Origin of the sequence: Streptomyces sp. NBC_00306, assembly GCF_036169555.1 — a bacterium.
GTDB lineage: Bacteria > Actinomycetota > Actinomycetes > Streptomycetales > Streptomycetaceae > Streptomyces > Streptomyces achmelvichensis.
This window is the reverse complement of the sequence record NZ_CP108032.1, coordinates 3,869,437-3,891,259: the sequence shown is the minus strand read 5'-3', so window position 1 is coordinate 3,891,259 and position 21,823 is coordinate 3,869,437. Positions and strand designations below refer to the sequence as shown.

Annotated in this window: 19 protein-coding genes and 4 tRNA genes; 14 read left to right on the top strand and 9 right to left on the bottom strand. The window is 69.6% G+C overall.

The genetic code is table 11. From position 1 onward, the window contains the following. Window positions 1–151: 151 nt before the first annotated feature. The 9 genes from purS to purM all read left to right on the top strand — a co-directional run bounded on the left by purS (window position 152) and on the right by purM (window position 9,297). Window positions 152–397: a phosphoribosylformylglycinamidine synthase subunit PurS gene (purS, locus tag OHA05_RS17270; protein WP_313945461.1), complete on the top strand. Its 246-nt coding sequence runs from the start codon at window positions 152–154 to the stop codon at window positions 395–397. After that, complete coding sequence (gene purQ, locus OHA05_RS17265; protein WP_313945462.1) at window positions 394–1,074, top strand: phosphoribosylformylglycinamidine synthase subunit PurQ; 681 nt, start codon at window positions 394–396, stop codon at window positions 1,072–1,074. Before purS ends, purQ begins: the two co-directional genes overlap by 4 nt. Then, window positions 1,071–3,320 carry a phosphoribosylformylglycinamidine synthase subunit PurL gene (gene purL / locus OHA05_RS17260; protein ID WP_313945463.1) on the top strand — a complete coding sequence of 750 codons (2,250 nt, stop codon included), beginning with the start codon at window positions 1,071–1,073 and terminating at the stop codon, window positions 3,318–3,320. The genes purQ and purL overlap by 4 nt, the downstream gene beginning before the upstream one ends. A 108-nt stretch (window positions 3,321–3,428) precedes the next feature. Continuing rightward, window positions 3,429–3,929, top strand: coding sequence for an ArsR/SmtB family transcription factor (locus OHA05_RS17255; RefSeq protein WP_328861084.1), 501 nt, complete (start codon window positions 3,429–3,431; stop codon window positions 3,927–3,929). Window positions 3,930–3,988: 59 nt separating this feature from the next. Next, complete coding sequence (locus OHA05_RS17250) at window positions 3,989–4,885, top strand: M23 family metallopeptidase (protein WP_328861083.1); 897 nt, start codon at window positions 3,989–3,991, stop codon at window positions 4,883–4,885. A gap of 13 nt (window positions 4,886–4,898) precedes the next feature. Beyond that, window positions 4,899–5,690: a maleylpyruvate isomerase family mycothiol-dependent enzyme gene (locus OHA05_RS17245; protein WP_313945466.1), complete on the top strand. Its 792-nt coding sequence runs from the start codon at window positions 4,899–4,901 to the stop codon at window positions 5,688–5,690. 67 nt (window positions 5,691–5,757) lie between these two features. Next, the gene (locus OHA05_RS17240; RefSeq protein ID WP_328863415.1) at window positions 5,758–6,573 is read left to right on the top strand and encodes an META domain-containing protein; all 816 of its coding nucleotides are present in this window, start codon (window positions 5,758–5,760) and stop codon (window positions 6,571–6,573) included. A gap of 72 nt (window positions 6,574–6,645) precedes the next feature. Next, window positions 6,646–8,163, top strand: a complete 1,518-nt coding sequence (gene purF, locus OHA05_RS17235) for an amidophosphoribosyltransferase (protein WP_313945467.1) — start codon at window positions 6,646–6,648, stop codon at window positions 8,161–8,163. Window positions 8,164–8,196: 33 nt separating this feature from the next. Next, entirely contained in the window at window positions 8,197–9,297 is a 1,101-nt protein-coding gene (gene purM, locus OHA05_RS17230) for a phosphoribosylformylglycinamidine cyclo-ligase (protein WP_413777753.1), read from the top strand. A gap of 54 nt (window positions 9,298–9,351) precedes the next feature. On the opposite strand, the gene OHA05_RS17225 is transcribed toward purM, so the two are convergent. After that, a complete protein-coding gene (locus OHA05_RS17225; RefSeq protein ID WP_313945468.1) occupies window positions 9,352–9,615 on the bottom strand; it encodes a DUF3073 domain-containing protein in 264 nt (87 codons plus the stop codon). Between the two features lie 278 nt (window positions 9,616–9,893). Further along, window positions 9,894–10,991 (bottom strand): Leu/Phe/Val dehydrogenase, encoded by a 1,098-nt coding sequence (locus tag OHA05_RS17220; protein ID WP_328861082.1) that lies wholly within the window; start codon window positions 10,989–10,991, stop codon window positions 9,894–9,896. Window positions 10,992–11,177: 186 nt separating this feature from the next. Here OHA05_RS17220 and OHA05_RS17215 point away from each other — a divergent pair, with 186 nt between their 5' ends. Beyond that, window positions 11,178–12,017 carry a hypothetical protein gene (locus OHA05_RS17215; protein ID WP_313945470.1) on the top strand — a complete coding sequence of 280 codons (840 nt, stop codon included), beginning with the start codon at window positions 11,178–11,180 and terminating at the stop codon, window positions 12,015–12,017. Between the two features lie 485 nt (window positions 12,018–12,502). Continuing rightward, a complete protein-coding gene (gene bldC / locus OHA05_RS17210; protein WP_003949541.1) occupies window positions 12,503–12,709 on the top strand; it encodes a developmental transcriptional regulator BldC in 207 nt (68 codons plus the stop codon). Between the two features lie 357 nt (window positions 12,710–13,066). Here the strand turns inward: bldC and OHA05_RS17205 are convergent, their stop codons facing one another. From OHA05_RS17205 to hrpA, 3 genes are all read right to left on the bottom strand, one after another. After that, window positions 13,067–13,363, bottom strand: coding sequence for a DUF6274 family protein (locus OHA05_RS17205; protein ID WP_328861081.1), 297 nt, complete (start codon window positions 13,361–13,363; stop codon window positions 13,067–13,069). Window positions 13,364–13,547: 184 nt separating this feature from the next. Continuing rightward, window positions 13,548–13,622 (bottom strand) — tRNA-Asp (locus OHA05_RS17200). 143 nt (window positions 13,623–13,765) lie between these two features. Next, window positions 13,766–17,695, bottom strand: a complete 3,930-nt coding sequence (hrpA, locus tag OHA05_RS17195; protein ID WP_328861080.1) for an ATP-dependent RNA helicase HrpA — start codon at window positions 17,693–17,695, stop codon at window positions 13,766–13,768. A 110-nt stretch (window positions 17,696–17,805) separates the two neighbouring features. On the opposite strand from hrpA, the gene OHA05_RS17190 reads away from it, so the two are divergent. From OHA05_RS17190 to OHA05_RS17180, 3 genes are all read left to right on the top strand, one after another. Further along, on the top strand, window positions 17,806–18,168 hold the full coding sequence (locus OHA05_RS17190; protein WP_313945473.1) for a hypothetical protein: 363 nt from the start codon (window positions 17,806–17,808) through the stop codon (window positions 18,166–18,168). A 79-nt stretch (window positions 18,169–18,247) separates the two neighbouring features. Beyond that, window positions 18,248–18,985, top strand: a complete 738-nt coding sequence (locus OHA05_RS17185) for a DsbA family protein (protein ID WP_313945474.1) — start codon at window positions 18,248–18,250, stop codon at window positions 18,983–18,985. Continuing rightward, window positions 18,982–19,806 carry a cytochrome c biogenesis CcdA family protein gene (locus OHA05_RS17180; protein ID WP_313945475.1) on the top strand — a complete coding sequence of 275 codons (825 nt, stop codon included), beginning with the start codon at window positions 18,982–18,984 and terminating at the stop codon, window positions 19,804–19,806. The genes OHA05_RS17185 and OHA05_RS17180 overlap by 4 nt, the downstream gene beginning before the upstream one ends. 42 nt (window positions 19,807–19,848) lie before the next feature. Here the strand turns inward: OHA05_RS17180 and OHA05_RS17175 are convergent. The 4 genes from OHA05_RS17175 to OHA05_RS17160 form a co-directional block, all read right to left on the bottom strand. Then, a tRNA-Phe gene (locus OHA05_RS17175) sits at window positions 19,849–19,925 on the bottom strand. A 24-nt stretch (window positions 19,926–19,949) separates the two neighbouring features. Then, window positions 19,950–20,024, bottom strand: a tRNA-Asp gene (locus tag OHA05_RS17170). 38 nt (window positions 20,025–20,062) lie between these two features. Then, window positions 20,063–20,135, bottom strand: a tRNA-Glu gene (locus tag OHA05_RS17165). 80 nt (window positions 20,136–20,215) lie between these two features. Continuing rightward, window positions 20,216–21,769, bottom strand: coding sequence for a metallophosphoesterase family protein (locus tag OHA05_RS17160; protein WP_313945476.1), 1,554 nt, complete (start codon window positions 21,767–21,769; stop codon window positions 20,216–20,218). Window positions 21,770–21,823: the final 54 nt, after the last annotated feature.

The following is a 21,823-nucleotide window of genomic DNA, read 5'->3' as shown; positions in this document are numbered from 1 at the left end:
ATGCGCGTGTCTGGAGCAATGGCGGGCGGGATATTTTTCCTGGATTTTCTCCGTGCGTTACCCAGGATGTTCTCCGGATATCTACGCGAGTAGATTTTCCGGCCGGGTACGCTGAGGGAACCGCCCTCGCAACACACCACCGGGAGTGCCCGTGGCACGCGTCGTAGTCGACGTCATGCTCAAGTCCGAGATCCTCGACCCCCAGGGACAGGCAGTTCAGCGCGCACTGCCCCGTCTCGGATTCGACGGCATCGCGGACGTACGTCAGGGAAAGCGTTTCGAGCTGGAGGTGGACGGGCCGGTCGACGACGCCGCCCTCGCCCGCATCCACGAGATGGCCGAAACGTTCCTCGCCAACACCGTCATCGAGGACTTCGTCGTAAAGGTGGAGTCGTGACAGCTCGCATCGGAGTCGTCACTTTCCCCGGAACGCTCGACGACCGGGACAGCCTGCGCGCCGTGCGTCTCGCCGGCGCCGAGCCCGTCACCCTCTGGCACCGCGACAAGGACCTCAAGCAGGTCGACGCCGTGGTCCTCGCCGGAGGTTTCTCCTACGGGGACTATCTGCGCGCGGGAGCCATCTCCCGCTTCTCGCCGGTGATGGAGACGCTCATCGAGCAGGCCAGGGCGGGACTGCCGGTCCTCGGTATCTGCAACGGCTTCCAGATCCTCACCGAGTCGCATCTGCTGCCGGGCGCGATGCTGCGCAACAACCACCTCCACTTCATCTGCCGCGACCAGAAGCTCCGGGTGGAGAACGCGACGACCGCGTGGACCGCCGACTACGAGGCGGGCCAGGAGATCTCCGTACCGCTGAAGAACATCGACGGCCGCTACGTCGCCGCCGAGCGGGTCCTCGACGAGCTCGAGGCCGAGGGCCGGGTGGCCTTCCGCTACCTCGACGGCAATCCGAACGGCTCGCTCCGTGACATCGCCGGCATCACCAATGCCGAGGGCAATGTCGTCGGTCTGATGCCGCACCCCGAACACGCTGTCGAGCCGCTGGTCGGCACCGGCCGCACCGACGGCCTCGCGTTCTTCACCTCGATCATCAAGAAGCTGGTCACCGCATGACCCTCGACACCGTCAAGCACGCCACCGAGACGCCGGACGTCGACCAGCCCTGGGCCGAACTGGGCCTGAAGCAGGACGAGTACGCGCGGATCAACGAGATCCTCGGCCGCCGTCCCACCGGCGCCGAGCTCGCCATGTACTCCGTCATGTGGTCGGAGCACTGCTCGTACAAGTCCAGCAAGGTCCATCTCAAGCAGTTCGGTGAGAAGGTCCCCGAGAACGACGCCATGCTCGTCGGCATCGGCGAGAACGCCGGCGTCGTCGATGTCGGCCAGGGCTACGCGGTCACCTTCAAGGTCGAGTCGCACAACCACCCCAGCTACATCGAGCCCTACCAGGGCGCGGCCACCGGCGTCGGCGGCATCGTCCGCGACATCCTCGCGATGGGCGCCCGCCCCGTGGCCGTCGTCGACCCGCTGCGCTTCGGCGCCGCCGACCACCCCGACACCAAGCGGGTGCTGCCCGGTGTCGTCGCGGGCATCGGCGGCTACGGAAACTGTCTGGGCCTGCCGAACATCGGCGGCGAGGTCGTCTTCGACGCCTGCTACCAGGGCAACCCGCTGGTCAACGCCGGCTGCATCGGTGTGATGAAGCACGAGGACATCCACCTCGCGCAGGCCTCGGGCCCCGGCAACAAGGTCATCCTGTACGGCGCCCGCACCGGCGGCGACGGCATCGGCGGTGTCTCGGTCCTCGCGTCCGAGACCTTCGACGCGACCGGCCCGGCCAAGCGCCCCGCCGTCCAGGTCGGCGACCCCTTCCAGGAGAAGCTCCTCATCGAGTGCACGCTGGAGATCTTCCGCGAGCACCTCGTCGCCGGCATCCAGGACCTCGGCGGTGCCGGGCTGTCCTGTGCCACCAGTGAGCTGGCGAGCGCCGGCTCCGGCGGCATGCGGGTCGAGCTGGACACCGTGCCGCTGCGCGACTCCTCGCTCTCGCCCGAGGAGATCCTCATGAGCGAGTCGCAGGAGCGCATGTGCGCGGTGGTCGAGCCCGACAAGGTCGACCGCTTCCTGGAGATCTGCGAGAAGTGGGACGTCATCGCCACCGTCATCGGTGAGGTGACCGAGGGCGAGCGGCTGGAGATCTTCTGGCACGGCGAGCAGATCGTGGACGTGCCCCCGCGGTCCGTGGCGCACGACGGCCCGGTCTACCACCGGCCGTTCGCCCGCCCCGAGTGGCAGGACGCCCTCCAGGCCGACGACGCGGGCAAGCTGCCGCGGCCGTCGACCTCGCAGGAGCTGCGCGAGCAGGTCCTGAAGCTGGTCGCCTCGCCGAACCAGGCCTCGAAGGCCTGGATCACCGACCAGTACGACCGCTTCGTGCAGGGCAACACCGTCCTGGCGCAGCCCGAGGACGCGGGCATGGTCCGGATCGACGAGGATTCGAACCTGGGCGTGGCCATGGCGACCGACGGCAACGGCCGGTACGCCAAGCTCGACCCGTACACGGGCGCGCAGCTCGCGCTGGCGGAGGCGTACCGCAATGTCGCCGCCTCCGGTGCCAAGCCGCTCGCCATCTCCGACTGTCTGAACTTCGGTTCGCCCGAGGACCCGGCCGTCATGTGGCAGTTCGCCGAGGCCACCCGTGGTCTCGCGGACGGCTGCCTGCAGCTCGGCACCCCGGTCACCGGCGGCAATGTGTCGCTCTACAACCAGACCGGTGAGACGGCGATCCACCCGACGCCGGTCGTGGCGGTGCTCGGTGTGATCGACGACGTCACGCGCCGTACGCCCATCGCGTTCGCGGAGGAGGGGCAGCTGCTGTACCTCCTCGGGGACACGAAGGAGGAGTTCGGCGGCTCTGCCTGGTCGCAGGTCGTCCACGACCACCTCGGCGGTATGCCGCCGGCCGTGGACCTCGACCGGGAGAAGCTGCTCGGCGAGATCCTGATCTCGGCCTCCCGCGACGGCATGATCGACGCGGCGCACGACCTGTCCGACGGCGGTCTGATCCAGGCGGTCGTCGAGTCCTGCCTGCGCGGCCGGACGGGTGCGCGGCTGGTCGTTCCCGACGGTCTGGACGCCTTCACCTTCCTGTTCAGCGAGTCGGCGGGGCGCGCGGTCGTCTCGGTGCCGCGCAGCGAGGAGCTGCGTTTCACCGACATGTGCGGTGCGCGAGGTCTGCCGGTGACCCGTATCGGTGTCGTGGACGGGGATGAGATCGAGGTCCAGGGCGAGTTCGGCATCGCGCTGAGCGAGCTGCGCACGGCGCACGAGGAGACGATCCCGGGTCTGCTGGTCTGACCGCAGCATCCGCTGAGCCCCTGCCCCCTTCCGGGGGCGGGGGCTCCGTCGTGTCCGGACACCGGTCCGACCGTTGCGGGAGATTACGTAATTACGTATGTTGGCATCATGGAGCTGGAAGAACGGGTCGCCGCGCTGGAACGCCGGCTCGCCGCCCTGGAGCAGGCGGACCGCGCGGCACCCCGGCTGGGCGAGGGCGACTTCTGGGCGCTGGAGGGCCTCAAGGAGCAGCTCGCGGAGGCCGGCGCGCAGAGCGGGGGAGTGCTGTTCACCGGGGCCGTGCGGCTGCCGACGCAGGAGCAGTACGAATGGCAGTACGGCCTGCTGTGCGAGCAGCTGCTCGACGGCGACTGGTCGGACGCCGCGGACTCCTTCGCCGCTCTCGGCCATGCCGTACGGCTCCGCCTGCTGCGCGAGATCCTCGGCGGCCGGCGCACCGCGGCCGAGCTCACCGAGCTCGAAGGGCTCGGCACGACCGGCCAGATCTACCACCACCTGCGCCAGCTGACCGCCGCGGGCTGGCTGCACACCGCGAGCCGTGGCCGCTACGAGGTGCCGGGAGCGCGGGTGGTGCCCCTGCTGGTCGCGCTCGCCGCGGCCCGCCCGTAAGCCCCCGTCCGATTGCAGGAACCGCTCGACCACCCCGATCGCCACGAGAGGTGATGACGATGTCCGTCCAGAAGCTGCTGATGGTGACCCAGCGGGTCTGCTGGGTCGTCTTCTTCGCGCTGGTTGTCACGAGCCTCGTCACGGAGCTGCCCTTCTCCCCGCACTGGGTCTGGCTGCCCGGCGCTCTCGCTCTCGCCATCGTCGTGGAGCTGAGCCGCCGCGCGCGCCGCGTCCACGCCCACCGGCCGCCCGCCGTCGAGGTGGAGGCCCCGGTCGCGGGCCGGTGGTCCGCGCTCAACAGCCCGGCGGACAAGGTGCCGAGCCACGGGGTCCACGGCTACGGTCAGACGTACGCCATCGACATCGTCGCGGAGCCCGAGAAGGGTGCGCGCCCCGCGTTCGCCTGGCTCTGGCCGCTCGCCCGCCGCAACAGCGCCTTCCCGGCCTTCGGCGCACCGCTGTTCGCGGTCGCCGACGCCACCGTCGTGCACGCCTCGGACGGACGGCGCGACCATCTGAGCCGCAACTCCCTCGTGATGCTGGTCTACATGCTGCTCGTGGAGGCGAGCGTGCGGGACATCGGCGGTGCCTCCTGGGTCGTGGGCAACCACATCGTCCTGGACCTGGGCGACGGCACCTATGCGATGTACGCCCACGTCCAGCGCGGTTCGCTGAGCGTCCGCGCGGGCGACACCGTCCGGGCCGGGCAGCAGATCGCCCGCTGCGGGAACTCCGGCAACTCCAGCGAGCCGCACGTCCACTTCCAGCTGATGGACGGGACGGACCTGGACACCGCCCGGGGCGTCCCGTTCGCGTGGCGGGGCATCGGCGTCCCGCGCAACGGCGAGACGTTCACCGCCGGGTCCATGGAGGACTCCTCGCAGGCCGTCTCCCCGGACCCTTCGCAGGCCACTTCCCCGGCCGGAGAAACAGCCCTGCCGACGCACGGCGATTGATTACCCTCGGGCCATGCCACCAGCCAGAAAGCGCACCCGCAGCTACGACCCCGGCAAGATCCGTACGGCCGTGCTGACCCAGTTCGGCCACGTACGCGACGGGGTGTCGAAGCTCACGCCGGAGCAGCAGGAGCTGCCCACCCGGCTGGGGGACTGGACGGTGCGCGAGCTGGCCGCCCATCTGTCCATGGCCGTCGCCGTCGTCGCCCGCAACCTCGCCCTGCCGGAGCCCGCGCGGCAGGAAGTCGCCCTGCTGGAATGGCCGTTCGCCACGGCATCGGCCGCCGGCCAGGTGGACGAGGACGTCCGCGCACTGGTGGCCGGCGCCACCACCGACGAGCTGTACGAGCACGCGGCCACGCGTATCGAGGAGGCGCTTGCGGGGGTCCCCGACGACCGGCTGATCCCGACCCGGTTCGGAGCCATGCGCCTCGGCGACTTCCTCGTCACACGCACCGTCGAACTCGTCGTCCACACCGACGACCTGAACGACGCGGCCGGGACGGCGATCCCGTACGACCGGCAGGCGCTCGCCGCCTGCACCCGGCTCCTGGCCGACGCGCTCGCCGTGAAGGCGCCCGGGGGCTCGGTCGAGGTCCGGGTGCCGCCCTACGCGGTCGTCCAGTGCGTCGAGGGTCCCCGGCACACCCGGGGCACCCCGCCCAATGTCGTCGAGACCGACCCGCTGACCTGGATCAGGCTCGCCACCGGACGCACCGGCTGGGCCGAGGCACTCGATGCCGCGAAGGTGAGCGCCAGCGGCGAGCGGGCCGACCTCGCCGCGCTGCTGCCGGTGCTCGGCTGAGCCGGGCAGGCACGCCCGCCCGGCGTACGGGCGGGAACCGGAGCGCGGTGTGCTCCGTCACATCGGTATGCGTAACCAGCTGAGCATTCCTGTCACTGCCCTGGCCCTCCTCGCGCTCGCAGCCTGCGGCACGGAATCGGGATCCGGTTCCGGGTCGGGCGGCGACGGGGGCGGATCGGTCACGACCGACCTGCCCCTGACCGGCGTGCACTGGACCGTCGACAGCGTCACCGTCGACGGCAAGAAGTCGGTTGCCCCGAACGGCGCGCATGTCGAGATCACCGACAAGGGCCGCGCCCAGGGCAACTACGGCTGCAACCAGTTCGGCGCCGCCGTGAAGGTCGAGGGCGACACCGTCACCGTCGGCAAGGGCGAGATGACCGAGATGGGCTGCGCCGAGGACATCCAGGGCTTCGAGGAGGCGATGAAGGACGCCTTCACCGGGAAGCTCAAGGCCAAGCTCGTCGACAAGAACCTCACCCTGACCACCCCGAAGGGTGACTCGATCACCCTGACCTCCGAGCCGGCCGCACCCCTCGCGGGCACCAAGTGGACGGTGAACTCGCTGCTCACGGGCGATGTCGCGACGTCCCTGCCGGCCGGCACCGAGAAGAACGCCTATTTCACCCTCGCCAAGGACGGCTCCGTACGCGGCAGCCTCGGCTGCAACACCTTCAGCAGCACGGCGAAGGTCTCCGGCTCGACGATCACCTTCGACCGCCTGGCCAGCACCCGGAAGATGTGCGCCGGCACCGCGGGCACGGTGGAGAACCACATGCGCAAGGCGCTCGAGGGAAAGGTGACGTTCAACCTTCAGCACCGCGGTCTCACCCTCACCGCGGCGAATGGAAAAGGCATCTCCGCGAACGCCACCACCGGGTGACCGTGCGGTCACCGAGAGACCCGGGTGGTCCCCAATTCGGACCAGTGGTCGATCTCGCCTACACTCGGTGCCGTGCCACGTGGTGACGGTCGACTCAGTCATGATCTTCTCCCCGGTGAGAAAGGCCCCCAGGACGCTTGTGGCGTCTTCGGTGTCTGGGCTCCGGGCGAAGAGGTCGCAAAGCTCACTTACTTCGGGCTCTACGCCCTTCAGCATCGAGGTCAGGAATCCGCGGGAATCGCGGTGAGCAACGGCTCCCAGATCCTCGTCTTCAAGGACATGGGCCTCGTTTCGCAGGTCTTCGACGAGACGTCCCTCGGATCTCTGCGGGGACACATCGCGGTCGGTCACGCCCGCTACTCGACGACCGGCGCCTCCGTGTGGGAGAACGCGCAGCCGACATTCCGGGCCACGGCCCACGGCTCCATCGCGCTCGGCCACAACGGCAACCTGGTCAACACCGCCGAGCTCGCCGGGCTCGTCGCCGATCTGCCCCGGCAGGACGGACGCTCCACCCAGGTCGCGGCGACCAACGACACCGACCTCGTCACCGCGCTCCTCGCGGGCCAGGTCGACGACGACGGCAAGCCGCTGACCATCGAGGAAGCCGCCGCCAGGATCCTCCCCGACGTCAAGGGCGCCTTCTCGCTCGTCTTCATGGACGAGGGCACCCTGTACGCCGCCCGGGACCCGCAGGGCATCCGCCCGCTCGTCCTCGGCCGGCTGGACCGCGGCTGGGTCGTCGCGAGCGAGTCCGCGGCCCTCGACATCTGCGGCGCGAGCTACGTCCGCGAGATCGAGCCGGGCGAGCTCATCGCCATCGACGAGAACGGTCTCCGCACCCAGCGATTCGCGGAAGCGAAGCCCAAGGGCTGTGTCTTCGAGTACGTCTACCTGGCGCGCCCCGACACCGACATCGCCGGCCGGAACGTCTACCTCTCCCGTGTGGAGATGGGCCGGAAACTCGCCAAGGAAGCGCCCGTCGACGCGGACCTGGTGATAGCGACGCCGGAGTCCGGCACCCCCGCCGCCATCGGCTACGCCGAGGCCAGCGGCATCCCCTACGGCTCCGGCCTGGTGAAGAACGCCTATGTGGGCCGTACCTTCATCCAGCCCTCACAGACCATTCGCCAATTGGGCATCCGCCTCAAGCTGAACCCCCTCAAGGAAGTCATCCGGGGCAAGCGCCTGGTGGTCGTGGACGACTCGATCGTCCGCGGCAACACCCAGCGCGCCCTGGTCAAGATGCTCCGCGAGGCCGGCGCCGCCGAGGTCCACATCCGGATCTCGTCCCCGCCGGTGAAGTGGCCCTGCTTCTTCGGCATCGACTTCGCCACCCGCGCGGAGCTCATCGCCAACGGCATGACGGTCGACGAGATCGCCACCTCGATGGGTGCCGACTCGCTCTCCTACATCTCCATCGACGGCATGATCGAGGCCACGACCATCGACAAGCCGAACCTCTGCCGCGCCTGCTTCGACGGCGAGTACCCGATGGACCTCCCCGACCCCGAGCTGCTCGGCAAGCAGCTTCTGGAGACCGAGCTTGCGGGCGGCGCCGACGCCGCCGACGCGCTCCGTCGCCCGTGAGACCCCGCTCAACGACACGAAAGTTCTCCGGCAATGTCTGCTGAATCTTCCGAGCGTGCCCTGCACGCGGGCACCGGTGCCAGCTACGCGGCCGCGGGTGTCGACATCGAGGCCGGCGACCGCGCCGTCGAGCTGATGAAGGAGTGGGTGAAGAAGACCCAGCGCCCCGAGACGGCGGGCCTGGGCGGCCTCGGCGGATTCGCCGGCCTCTTCGACGCCTCCGCCCTCAAGCGCTACGAGCGTCCGCTGCTCGCCTCCGCCACGGACGGCGTCGGCACCAAGGTCGATCTCGCCCGGAAGATGGGCGTGTACGACACGATCGGCCACGACCTCGTCGGCATGGTCGTCGACGACCTCGTCGTCTGCGGCGCCGAGCCGCTGTTCATGACCGACTACATCTGCGTCGGCAAGGTCCACCCCGAGCGGGTCGCCGCCATCGTCAAGGGCATCGCCGAAGGCTGTGTGCTGGCCGGCTGCGCCCTGGTCGGCGGTGAGACGGCCGAGCACCCCGGTCTGCTGGGCGAGGACGACTTCGACGTCGCCGGCGCCGGCACCGGAGTGGTGGAGGCCGACCGGGTGCTGGGCCCGGATCGTATCCGTAAGGGTGACGCGGTGATCGCCATGGCGTCGTCGGGCCTTCACTCGAACGGGTACTCGCTCGTCCGCCATGTCCTTTTCGACCGGGCGAACATGTCGCTGGACCAGCAGGTCGAGGAGTTCGGCCGCACGCTCGGCGAGGAACTGCTGGAGCCCACGAAGATCTACTCGCTGGACTGCCTGGCCCTCACCCGGACCACCGAGGTGCACGCCTTCAGCCACGTCACCGGCGGCGGGCTCGCCAACAACCTGGCCCGCGTCGTGCCCGACGACCTGCACGCGATCGTCGACCGGTCGACCTGGACGCCGGGTCCGGTCTTCGACCTCGTCGGCACGGCCGGCCAAGTCGAGCGGCTGGAGCTGGAGAAGACGCTGAACATGGGCGTGGGCATGATCGCCGTCGTCCCCGAGGCATCGGTGGGCGCGGCGCTGACCACGCTCGCGGACCGCGGTGTGGACGCCTGGGTGACCGGAGAGATCACCGAGCGCGGCGACCGGACCACCGGGGCGGAGCTCACCGGCGACTACGCGAGCTGAACAGCACAGAACCCGGTCCGGGGCGGGCCCCGGACCGGGTCGGTGGTGACGACGTCAAGCGCCGCGGCGCTGCGACGACGGGCCGGACTCTTCGTCCTCGTCCTCGTCGTCGTTGTACAGATCCGCGTACCGTGCGTACGGGTCGTCTTCCTCGTCGTCGTCCTCGAACGGCTCGCTGTTCGGCGGCTGGCTCGAAATCGGACTCGGAGTGGAAGCGCCCAGCTCGTTGGCCAGACGCGACAGATCAGTCCCGCCGCTGTTGTACTTCAGCTGGCGGGCGACCTTTGTCTGCTTGGCCTTGGCCCGGCCGCGCCCCATGGCTCGACCCCCTCGGTGACGGGGCTCGACGGCCCCAGAGTCTTGACACGCGTTCATGAGTCGGAACGGGCTCTCCGTGGAGAGACCGGTCCGTAGAGCTTCAACGGTACCTGCTTCCGCGGCCATACGGTACGCCGCCCGCATGAGGTGCCACTTCACAGAACCCGCGAGGAGCCCCGTCCTCGCTGGTCAACTGCGATTTTAACCTCTTCTTGGCGGTCGACCCGCCGACCGGGGTGAGTCTTGTCTCCCGATACGGCGGGCCGGCGTCCGTGCGGTCAGCTCCGGCGGGCGTCCGCCATGCGCTGCTCGGCGATCCGGTCGGCCGCGGCGGCCGGCGGAATGCCGTCCTCCTTCGCACGTGCGAATATTGCCAGCGTGGTGTCGAAGATCTTCGACGCCTTGGCCTTGCAACGGTCGAAGTCGAAGCCGTGGAGCTCGTCGGCGACCTGGATCACTCCGCCGGCGTTCACCACGTAGTCGGGCGCGTAGAGGATGCCGCGGTCCGCGAGGTCCTTCTCGACGCCCGGGTGGGCGAGCTGGTTGTTGGCCGCTCCGCAGACCACCGTGGCGGTCAGTGCGGGGACGGAGCCGTCGTTCAGCGCGCCGCCCAGCGCGCAGGGCGCGTAGACGTCCAGACCCTCCGAGCGGATCAGCGTGTCGGTGTCCGCGACGGCGGTGACCTGCGGGTGCTTGTCGCGGATACGGCGTACGGACTCCTCGCGGACATCCGTGATGACGACCTCGGCGCCGTCCTCGATCAGATGCTCCACGAGGTGATGGCCGACCTTGCCGACGCCGGCGATACCGACCCGGCGGCCGCGCAGCGAGGGCTCGCCCCACAGGTGCTGGGCGGAGGCGCGCATGCCCTGGAAGACGCCGTAGGCGGTGAGGACGGAGGAGTCCCCCGCGCCGCCGTTCTCGGGGGAGCGGCCGGTGGCCCAGCGGGTCTCGCGGGCGACGACGTCCATGTCGGCGACGTAGGTGCCGACGTCGCAGGCGGTGACGTAGCGGCCGCCGAGGGAGTCGACGAACCGGCCGTACGCCAGCAGGAGCTCCTCGCTCTTGAGGGTCTCGGGGTCACCGATGATGACCGCCTTGCCGCCGCCGTGGTCGAGACCGGCCATGGCGTTCTTGTACGACATCCCGCGGGAGAGGTTCAGCGCGTCGGCGACGGCCTCCGCCTCCGAGGCGTACGGGTAGAAGCGGGTGCCGCCCAGGCCGGGGCCCAGGGCGGTCGAGTGGAGGGCGATGACGGCCTTGAGGCCGGAGGCGCGGTCCTGGCACAGCACGACTTGCTCGTGGCCGCCCTGGTCCGACCGGAACAGGGTGTGCAGGACATCGACGGGGACGGGCGCGCCGGTCAGATCGGTCACTGTGGTGACTCCCAAGTACGAAGCGGCGGATGTGGAGGACCCCCTTGGGGTCTCCCCGTCGCTTGTGGCAGGGGAAGGGGTGGGGAGGTCCGGTTGGGCACGAGGGTAAGTCCTACGTCAGGGTAGATCCGACGCAGTGCCGAGGATCACCCCCTGGCGGAGTACGGGCGTGGAAGGATTCGCGACATGCCAGCGCTGTCCTCGGTCCCCGTTCCCTACGCGGCCTACCTGCGGGTCTACGAACCGCTGGCGGCCTTCCCGGACGCGGAACGGGCCCACTGGACCCGTTACGCCAAGCGGGAGAGCACCCCCACGGCGCAGGACGAACTGCGGCGCTCGCTGGCGGACTTGCTGCCCACCCCGCCCGTCCCGGTGCCCGTCCACGAGAGCGGCGACGCCTTCGTCACGGAGATCGACGGCGTGGTCTGTGTCTGCCCCTGGCGGACCCGGCTGCGCGGCTGGCTGGCGCTGGAGGAGCTGACCGAGCAGTTGCCGGCGGCACTGCTGGACGCGGCGCTTCCGCCGGTCGTGCGCGGACAGGCAGCGGCCGACTACGAGCAGTGGCGGGAGCGGAACCCGGATGCCCGGCCGTGGATCAGGACCGCGGTGTGGCAGGTGCCGGTGCGCTGGTTCGCGCTGTTCTCGGACGAGGAGCGCGTCTACGAGCCGGCCGGGCCCGAGGCGGCCGTGCTGCGCTACCGCACGCCGATGGTCCAGGCGCGGCGCCGGGTGGCCCGCTCGCTGCGGACGCTGCGGGAGTCGGCAGACGGCGGTCTGCTGACCGACGGGCTGGTGGACGTCGGGAAGTGGCTGGAGGAGTTCCACCCGCGCTCCCTGGTCGAGCTGGACTACGGCGGCCTGGTGCACGCGCTCGGTGGAGCGCACCTCGAGGAGGACCGTTCGGCGGCGGATCTGGCCGCGGGGATCACGGCGCTGGGGGCCGGCGACAGTGACGGCGCGAGCGCGGCGTACGCCCGTCTCGTAGAGCGCTGGCGGGCCGTGAGGGACCTTCAGTTCGCAAACTGATCGATTCTGGGGCTCGATGAGATCGCCGAGCCCTTCCGTCCAGGACGTAGGTCCCGATCCGGGCCTTTGTCTCAAGCGTGACGGACTGCACTAACTGGGCCCTTGCGCCTATCGCCTACCCTCGTGTCAAAATAGGACAAGGAGTCCGGGGAGGACTCCTTCCGTCCAACTTCAGGCGGATTTCTCGGTATTGCGCTCTATGGGGGGTCTGGTGACTCCTGATCGCTCTGTGACTGATCGTCACTGTGGCGTGACTGTCCGTTATGGCATGGTCCATCGGCTTCCGCCACTGATGAACACCTCAGAGGGCAATTCCGTCGGTTTGGCCGACGTGGCTGGACAGATGGTGTAGTTGTAGTGCCGAGGACAAGCCGTTCGTCCTATAACCGACTCGGCCCGCGTCCGCCATTTCGGGCAACGCGGGTCAAGGTGCAGAATTTAGAGGAAAGAACCGAGAAGGTTCGGTTCTCCCGAGGAGGCCGCTCATGACCGCTCGCACCCCTGATGCCGAGCCGCTGCTGACCCCGGCAGAGGTTGCCACGATGTTCCGCGTGGACCCGAAGACGGTCACCCGCTGGGCGAAGGCAGGCAAGCTCACGTCCATCCGAACTCTCGGTGGACATCGCCGGTACCGCGAGGCTGAGGTCCGCGCACTGCTTGCGGGTATCCCGCAGCAGCGCAGCGAGGCCTGAAAGCCCCGTTGAAACGGGCGTATTCGGGACCCCCATCCCGGTAAGCCCACCCATAGCTCCACATGACGGGCTCTGCCCCAACAGACTTCGTCATCGATCGCGCTGGACTCCGCCGGGTCCAGCGCGATCTTTTTTGTGCGCTTCTTCGGGCGTCGGCATCTCCCCTGCACAGGGCGCTCCCGGAGAGCGCGGGAGGCCCTTTGGGGGCAGTGCAATGGCACATATTAAATTGGTCGGTTGTAGGGAGGGGTTAAGGAGGGGGGTTCTGAAAACCCATGCGGTGACTCCCGTCACACTGCACGACTCTTGCCAACTCCCCGCCGCACGCCCCCGGAACGGGCCGCAACCCGCCCGACGTCACGCGTCGGCGGTGCCTCCGCTCTCCGCGCCGCCGGGAGTTGCGGCCGGCTCGGGAGCCTCGGAGGTCCGGCGAGACCCGGACCCCTCGGATGTCTCGGAGGCCTCGGGCGTCCCGGACGCCACGGGCGGGCGGAGGCCGGCGGGTTCGTTGTCCGCCGACGGTTCCATGGCGAGCCTCAGGAGGCGATGACAGATGGGGCAGTTGCGCGTCAGATGCCGATAGCCGGAAGCCGCCGCCAGATGGGCTCGCAGAAGTGCCCTCGTCTCGTGCCGCCTCGCCGTGGACGCCGCCATGCACGTCACCTCCGGTGTGTGCCGTCCCCGCCCTCGCCCGCTCGTCCGTCTCGTCCGTCGTGTCCGGACGGCAGGCCGGCGAAGGGCCCCTAGTCAGTGGGTACCGGCGGCGGATGGCGTCGTCAAGACGGCGAGAACGACGAAGGCCCCGCACCGTGATGGTGCGGGGCCTTCGTCGTCTGTGCGGTCCTGACGGGATTTGAACCCGCGGCCTCCACCTTGACAGGGTGGCGAGCACTCCAAACTGCTCCACAGGACCAGGTTTTGCAGCTCCGAATCGTGCGCTGTGCTGCGAGAAGAGACTCTACAGCAGGCCGGGCCCGGCGGTCGAACTCACGGTGAGCGACGGCCTTGTCACGGCGATCGCCACGGGGTTCGTCACGGCGATCGCCCCAGGGTCCGTCACGGCGCGGCCGCGTCGATCGCCTTCACGATCCGCTTGTCGGAGACCGGGTACGCGGTGCCCAGGGCGTGGGCGAAGTAGCTCACCCGCAGCTCCTCGATCATCCAGCGGATGTCCAGGACCTCCTGCGGCACCGGCCGTCCCTGGGGCAGCTGCTCCAGGAGCCACGCGTACTCGTCCCGCATGTCGTGGACCTTCTCCATGCGCGTGGTGTCGCGCTGCACCGACGTCGGCATCTGCTGGAGCCTGCGGTCCACGGCGACCAGATACCGCATCAGGTCCGGAAGACGGCGCAGACCGGTGAGGGTCACGAAGCCCGCCGGCATCAGGGCCGCCAGCTGGGTCCGTACGTCCTGGACGTTGGCGGCGAGGGTCGGGCTCTTCGTGTCCTTCAGCCGGCGCTCGCACGCCTGCCAGGCAGCCAGGATCTGCTGCACCTGGCCCACCGTCCGTACGGTCGCGTCCACGAGGTCGGCACGCACCTTGTCGTAGAGCTTCCGGTACGACTCCTCGTCCCATGCCGGTCCGCCGTGGTCCGCGACCAGCTTGTCCGCGGCGGCGGTGGCGCAGTCGTCGAACAGGGCCTGCACCGAACCGTGCGGATTGCCCGACAGAGCGAGCTTCTGCTGGTTGCTCAGCTTGTCCGAGGCGAACTTGGCGGGGTTGACCGGGATGTTGAGCAGGATCAGCTTCCGCGTGCCCCGCCACATCGCCTGCTGCTGCTCCGCCTCGGTGTCGAAGAGGCGTACGGCGACGCTGTCCCCCTCGTCGACGAGCGCGGGATACGCCTTCACCGGCTGGCCCGCGCGCCGGGTCTCGAAGACCTTCGTCAGCGTCCCGATCGTCCAGTCCGTCAGACCGGTGCGCTCCAGGGACTCGCCCGACCCCGAGGGGCCCGCCGTGGCGGCCGCTGCCGCCTTGGAGAGCGCCTGCCGGGCCTTCGGCTTCAGCTGGAGCTTCAACGCCTCCAGGTCCTTGTCCTCGGCCAGCTTGCGGCGGCGCTCGTCGACGATCCGGAACGTGATCTTCAAGTGGTCCGGGACCCGGGTGAGATCGAAGTCCTCGGCGCCGACCGGCACCCCCACCATGCGCTTGAGCTCACGCGCCAGCGTCACGGGCAGCGGCTCCTGAAGGGGCACGGCCCTCTCCAGGAACGCCTTCGCGTAGTTCGGCGCGGGAACGTAGTGGCGGCGGACCGGTTTCGGCAGGGAGCGGATCAGCTCGATGACGACCTCTTCGCGCAGGCCCGGGATCTGCCAGTCGAAGCCCTCGTCCGTGACCTGGTTGAGCACCTGGAGGGGGATGTGGACGGTCACACCGTCGGCGTCGGCCCCGGGCTCGAACTGGTACGTCACCCGGAACTTCAGCGGACCCTGCCTCCAGGAGTCCGGATAGTCGTCCTTCGTGACCCCCGCGGCCTTCTCGTTGATGAGCATCTCGCGCTCGAAGTCGAGGAGTTCGGGCTCCTCGCGCTTCTTGTGCTTCCACCACGAGTCGAAGTGCGCGCCGGACACCACGTGTTCGGGGATGCGCTGGTCGTAGAAGTCGAACAGCGTCTCGTCGTCCACGAGGATGTCGCGCCGGCGGGCCCGGTGCTCGAGCTCCTCGACCTCGGTCAGCAGCTTGCGGTTGTCCGCGAAGAACTTGTGGTGCGTGCGCCAGTCGCCCTCGACCAGGGCGTTGCGGATGAACAGGTCGCGGGAGGTCTCCGGGTCGATGCGCCCGTAGTTGACCTTCCGCTGGGCGACGATCGGCACGCCGTACAGCGTGACCTTCTCGAACGCCATCACGGCCGCCTGGTCCTTCTCCCAGTGCGGCTCGCTGTAGGTGCGCTTGAGCAGATGCTGCGCGAGCGGTTCGATCCACTCCGGTTCGACCTTGGCGTTGACCCGCGCCCACAGCCGGGACGTCTCCACCAGCTCGGCCGACATCACGAACCGCGGCGGCTTCTTGAACAGCGCCGAGCCGGGGAAGACCGCGAACTTGGCGCCGCGCGCACCCAGGTACTCGTTCTTGTTGTCGGTGTCCTTGAGGCCGATGTGCGACAGCAGGCCGGCCAGCAGCGAGATGTGGACGCTGGTCTCGGGCGCGTCGTCCTCGTTCACCTCGATGCCCATGGACTTGGTGACCTGGCGCAGCTGGGCGTAGATGTCCTGCCATTCGCGGATGCGCAGGAAGTTCAGATACTCCTGCTTGCACATCCGGCGGAAGCTGGAGGAGCCGCGCTCCTTCTGCTGCTCGCGGACATAGCGCCAGAGATTGAGGAAGGCGAGGAAGTCGGACGTCTCGTCCTTGAAGCGCGCGTGCTGCTGATCGGCCTGGGTCTGCTTCTCGGCGGGTCGCTCGCGCGGGTCCTGGATGGAGAGCGCGGCCGCGATCACCATGACCTCGCGTACGCAGCCGTTCTTCTCGGCCTCCACGACCATCCGGGCCAGCCGCGGGTCCACGGGCAGCTGCGAGAGCTTGCGGCCGAGCTGGGTCAGCTTCTTCTTCGGGTCCTTCTGGGCAGGGTCGAACGCGCCCAGTTCCTGGAGAAGCTGCACACCGTCGCGGATGTTGCGGTGGTCCGGCGGGTCGATGAAGGGGAACTTCTCGATGTCCCCGAGGCCGGCGGCGGTCATCTGGAGGATGACGGAGGCCAGGTTGGTCCGCAGGATCTCGGCGTCGGTGAACTCGGGACGGGACTCGAAGTCGTCCTCGGAGTACAGCCGGATGCAGATGCCGTCGGAGGTACGGCCGCAACGGCCCTTGCGCTGGTTGGCGCTGGCCTGGCTGACCGCCTCGATCGGCAGCCGCTGGACCTTGGTGCGATGGCTGTAGCGGGAGATACGGGCGGTGCCCGGGTCGATCACGTACTTGATGCCCGGGACGGTCAGCGAGGTCTCGGCGACGTTCGTGGCGAGCACGATCCGGCGGCCGGTGTGCGGCTGGAAGACGCGGTGCTGCTCGGCGTGCGAGAGCCGCGCGTACAGGGGGAGCACCTCGGTGAATCGGTACTGCTTCTTGTTGAGCGCGTCCGCGGTGTCGCGGATCTCCCGCTCACCGGAGAGGAAGACGAGGATGTCGCCCTTGCCCTCGCCCTGGAGCTCCTCGACGGCGTCCGTGATCGCGGTGATCTGGTCGCGGTCGCTGTCGTCGCCCTCTTCCTCGAGAAGGGGCCGGTAGCGCACCTCGACCGGGTACGTACGCCCGCTGACCTCGACGATCGGGGCGTCCCCGAAGTGGCGCGAGAACCGCTCCGGGTCGATGGTCGCGGAGGTGATGACGACCTTGAGGTCGGGGCGCTTGGGCAGCAGCTGGGCGAGATAGCCGAGCAGGAAGTCGATGTTGAGGGACCGCTCGTGGGCCTCGTCGATGATGATCGTGTCGTACGCGCGCAGCTCGCGGTCCGTCTGGATCTCCGCGAGGAGGATGCCGTCCGTCATCAGCTTGACGAAGGTGTTGCCGCTGACCTGGTCCGTGAAGCGGACCTTCCAGCCGACGGCCTCGCCGAGCGGCGTGTTCAGCTCCTCGGCGACCCGTTCCGCGACCGTCCGGGCGGCGATCCGTCTCGGCTGCGTATGGCCGATCATGCCGCGCACGCCCCGGCCGAGCTCCATACAGATCTTGGGGATCTGCGTCGTCTTTCCCGAGCCGGTCTCGCCCGCGACGATCACGACCTGGTGGTCCCGTATCGCCTCCAGGATCTCGTCCCGCTTCTGGCTGACGGGCAGCTGCTCGGGGTACGTGATCGCGGGCATGCGCTCCGCGCGCCGGGCGGTGCGGGCAGCGGACTGCTCGGCCTCGGCGGCGATCTCGTCCAGCACGGCCTGCCGCGCCTCGGGCTTACGGATGCGGCGGGCGCCTTCGAGACGACGGCCCAGCCGGTGGGCGTCGCGCAGCGATGCCCCGGCCAGGAGGGTCTGAAGGTCGGCGAAGGAAGTAGACATACGGATCCCAGGATCGCACCCCCGGGAAAGCACTGGCGAACGCATTTCGCCCACAAGCTGGTGCAGTATGGAGCAGATCCGTTCACCTCCCCACGAAGGGCCGCACGTTCATGCCCATCGGCCGCCACCGCCGGTACCGCTCCGCGGTGACCGCGACCGCGTTGCTGGGCATGCTCTTCGCGCTGCTCCTGTGCTCCCCGTCGTACGCGAACCCCGCCGACGACGTGATCGTGGTGACCGCGCAGGGGCAGGCGCCCGGATGCGGCAAGGGGGCGCCGGACGGGGACCGGGGGGCGCATCCCGCGACCCCGCCGCGCGGCTCGGCGGCGTACGAACTGCTGCCGGCGCCGCATGACGCGCCCTGCTTCACGGGCCCGGTCCTGACCGCCGCGACCCCGGTCATCACTCCCGACCGGGCCCCGCCGCCACCCGCCCCGCCCACCCCGGTGGATCTGTCCGTCCTGCGCGTCTAGAAGGCGACGGGCCGCTCGCGCGTGTCCGTTCACGGCGTCCTTCTCGCTGTTTCTTCTCGCTCAGGAGTACCGAACCACCATGCCTTCCTCCCCCTCTGCCCGATCGTCCCGGCCCTCCGGCACGACCGTCGCCATCGCCGCGGGTGTGCTCGTCGCCGCGCTGCTGCTCGGCTTCGCCTCGTACACCGCCACCCGACCTCAGTCGCCCTCGAAATCCGGCCCCGCCGCCGAGGTGTCCGCAGAACCGGGCGCCGGCACCTATCCCGAACTGGTGAAACTCGCCCGCCGCGACGCCGGTGACCCCCTCGCCATGGGCCGCGCGGACGCGCCCGTCGTGATGGTCGAGTACGCCGACTTCAAGTGCGGCTACTGCGGCAAGTTCGCCCGCGACACCGAACCGGCGCTGGTGAAGAAGTACGTCGACGCGGGTGTCCTGCGCATCGAGTGGCGCAACTTCCCGATCTTCGGCGCGGAGTCCGAGTCCGCCGCACGCGCCGCCTGGGCGGCCGGACAGCAGGGCCGGTTCTGGCAGTTCCACGCCGCCGCGTACGCCGAGGGCGCCAAGGAGAAGGGCTTCACCGGCGACCGGCTGGAGGCGCTGGCGCGCGAGGCCGGGGTGAAGGACCTCGCCCGCTTCGGCCGCGACGTGGACAGCGCCGCCGCGAAGAAGGCGGTGAAGAAGGACCAGGACGAGGCGTACGGTCTCGGCGCCACCTCGACGCCGTCCTTCCTGATCAACGGCCGGCCGATCGCGGGCGCGCAGTCGGAGCGGACGTTCACCGAGGCGGTCGACGCGGCGGCGAAGGCCGCCCGATGACCGACCTCGGCTATCTGGCCGCCTTCCTCGGCGGCCTGCTCGCTCTGGTGAGTCCGTGCAGCGCACTGCTGCTCCCGGCGTTCTTCGCGTACTCCCTCGACTCGGCCGGCAGGCTGCTCGCCCGCACCGCGATCTTCTACGCGGGCCTGGCGACCACCCTCGTCCCGCTCGGCGCCGCCGGCTCGCTGGCGGGCCGCTTCTTCTACGGCAACCGTGACCTGCTGGTCACCACCGGCGGCTGGCTGATCATCGTGCTGGGTCTCGCCCAGATCCTCGGCCTCGGATTCGCCTCCCGCCGGATGGCCGCGCTCTCGGGCCGCATCCGCCCGACGACGGCCCTCCCGGTCTACGCCCTGGGCCTGGTCTACGGCCTCGCCGGCTTCTGCGCGGGCCCCATCCTCGGCAGCGTGCTGACGGTGTCGGCCCTCAGCGGCAGCCCGGCCTACGGCGGACTGCTCCTCGCGGTCTACGCCGCGGGCATGGCGGTCCCGCTGTTCCTGCTCGCACTGCTGTGGGACCGCTACGACCTGGGCAGCAGGCGCTGGCTCCGCGGCCGCGCACTGACCATCGGCCGCCTGCACCTGCACACCACCTCGCTGGCGTCGGGCCTGTTCTTCGTCGTCCTCGGCACGCTGTTCCTGCTCTTCGACGGCGCGACGGCCCTGCCGGGCCTGCTGTCGGTCGACGACTCGTTCGCCGCGGAACAGTGGGCGGGCGACGTGGGCAGGGCGGTCCCGGACTGGGCCCTGCTGATCGCGGTGGTCGCGGTCGCTGCGGTGGTGCTGGGGGTACGGGGGTGGCGGAGGCGGGAGGAGGCGTAGGGGAACGACGAAGGCCCCGATCCGGGGATCGGGGCCTTCGGGTGGTGGCTGGGGCCGGGGTCGAACCGGCGACCTATCGCTTTTCAGGCGATCGCTCGTACCAACTGAGCTACCCAGCCACGCGATCACTCGCGTGACCACAGCGGTCCTGACGGGATTTGAACCCGCGGCCTCCACCTTGACAGGGTGGCGAGCACTCCAAACTGCTCCACAGGACCAAGCAATGTGCGAGACAAGTCTCGCACAGGGTGATGCGTGCCCCCAACGGGATTCGAACCCGTGCTACCGCCTTGAAAGGGCGGCGTCCTGGGCCACTAGACGATGAGGGCTAAAGGCCCGCCTGGGCGCCTCGCAGCGCGTCGGGGACGTGAGAAGCATATGGGATGCAGGGAGGTATCGCCAAAACGGTTTAGGGGGTCGCCGAGGGGGAGGGTGAGGAGACGCTCGGGGACGGCACCGCACCCGGCTGGTTGTCCTCCGGGAGATGGCGGCTGACCTCGGCCGTCGTCAGTCCCAGGCCGCCCAGCGTGATCTCGTCCCACGCCTGGAGCTTCCTCGTCGAGCGGTCCAGATAGAGCAGCGAGGCCCGCACCTTCTCCGGCTTCTCGTTCTGCACGGCCCGCAGGCCGCCGCCGCCCGTCGAGCCCTCGATCTTCAGCCGTGTGCCGAGTTTCATCACCTCCGTCTGGCGGCGGTGGACATGGCCGGCCAGGACGAGCGGGACCGTGCCGTCGGTCTGGCGGGCCGCCACCGGGTTGTGGGCGACCGCGATGTCCACCGGCGTGCCCGCCCGTTCCTGGTCGCGCAGGGCGGAGGCGAGGCGGATGCCGGTCATGCGTTCGGCCGGGTCGCCCTGGGCGACGACCGAGCGGTCCGGGGTGAACTGGGGGTCCCCGCTGCCCGCGATCCGCACCCCGTTGACCGTGACGGCCCTGCCGTTGTCGAGGACGTGGACGTTCTTCATCCGGGAGAGGTACGCCTGTGTGACGTCGGAGTCGTGGTTTCCGCGGACCCACACATAGGGGGCGCCGAGATCCCGGATGGGGTCCAGGAAGCCGTTCTCGGCAGCCGTTCCGTGGTCCATCGTGTCGCCGGAGTCGATGATCACGTCGATGTCGTACTGCTCCACCAGCGAGCTGATGATGTGCCACGACGCCGGGTTGAGATGGATGTCGGAAACGTGCAGCACCCGCATGCTCAGCGGGTCCGGCTGATAGGTGGGCAGGGTCGACGTCGCGTCGTACAGCTTGGTCACATTGGTGACCAGGCGGGCCAACTCCTGCTGGTAGACGTCGAATTCGGTGACGATGGAGCGGGCGTTGCCGACCAGTGACGGGGCGCTGGAGAGCAGCCCGGAGAACTTCGGCTCCAGGACGGACTTCGGGTTCCAGGTGGCGTACGCGGAGACACCGGAGGCCGCCAGCAGCGCCAGGGCCAGGCCGCCGGCGGCGAGGGCGCGGCGCGGGCGGCGGTAGACGGCGAGGCCGAGGGCGGTGGCGCCGGAGACGACGGCGACGCAGGAGCGCACGGCCAGTTCGGTGGTGCCGTCGGCCACGTCGCTGGCGACCTCGTCCTGGAGGCCGGCGAGCCGTTCGGGGTGTTCGACCAGTGCCTGGGAACGCACCGGGTCGAGCTGGTCGACGTCCACGTCCAGCCGGATGGGTGCCACATGGGAGTCGAGTTCGAGGGCGCCCAGCGGCGAGACGTTGATCTTCGTGCCGCCGGTCAGGTCCGGGCGCAGCGTCATGCTCGTGTTCATCGGCCCGACCGGGGTGCGGACGCTGCCGACGATCAGCAGGCCGAGCCAGGCGCCGAACAGCACGACGACGGTCAGTCCCAGTGCGCGGGCCCACGGGTGCGGCGTATGGACGAGGGCGCTGGTCGGTTCGGTGTGGCGGGAGCGATAGAGGCGTTGCAGCCGTGTCGTCGCGGCTCGGACCGGTTCCGGGACCTTGCGTGCCATTGGGCGCGTATGCCCAGTGATGCGGGGCGGCATGCCGGGCCGGCCGGGCGTACG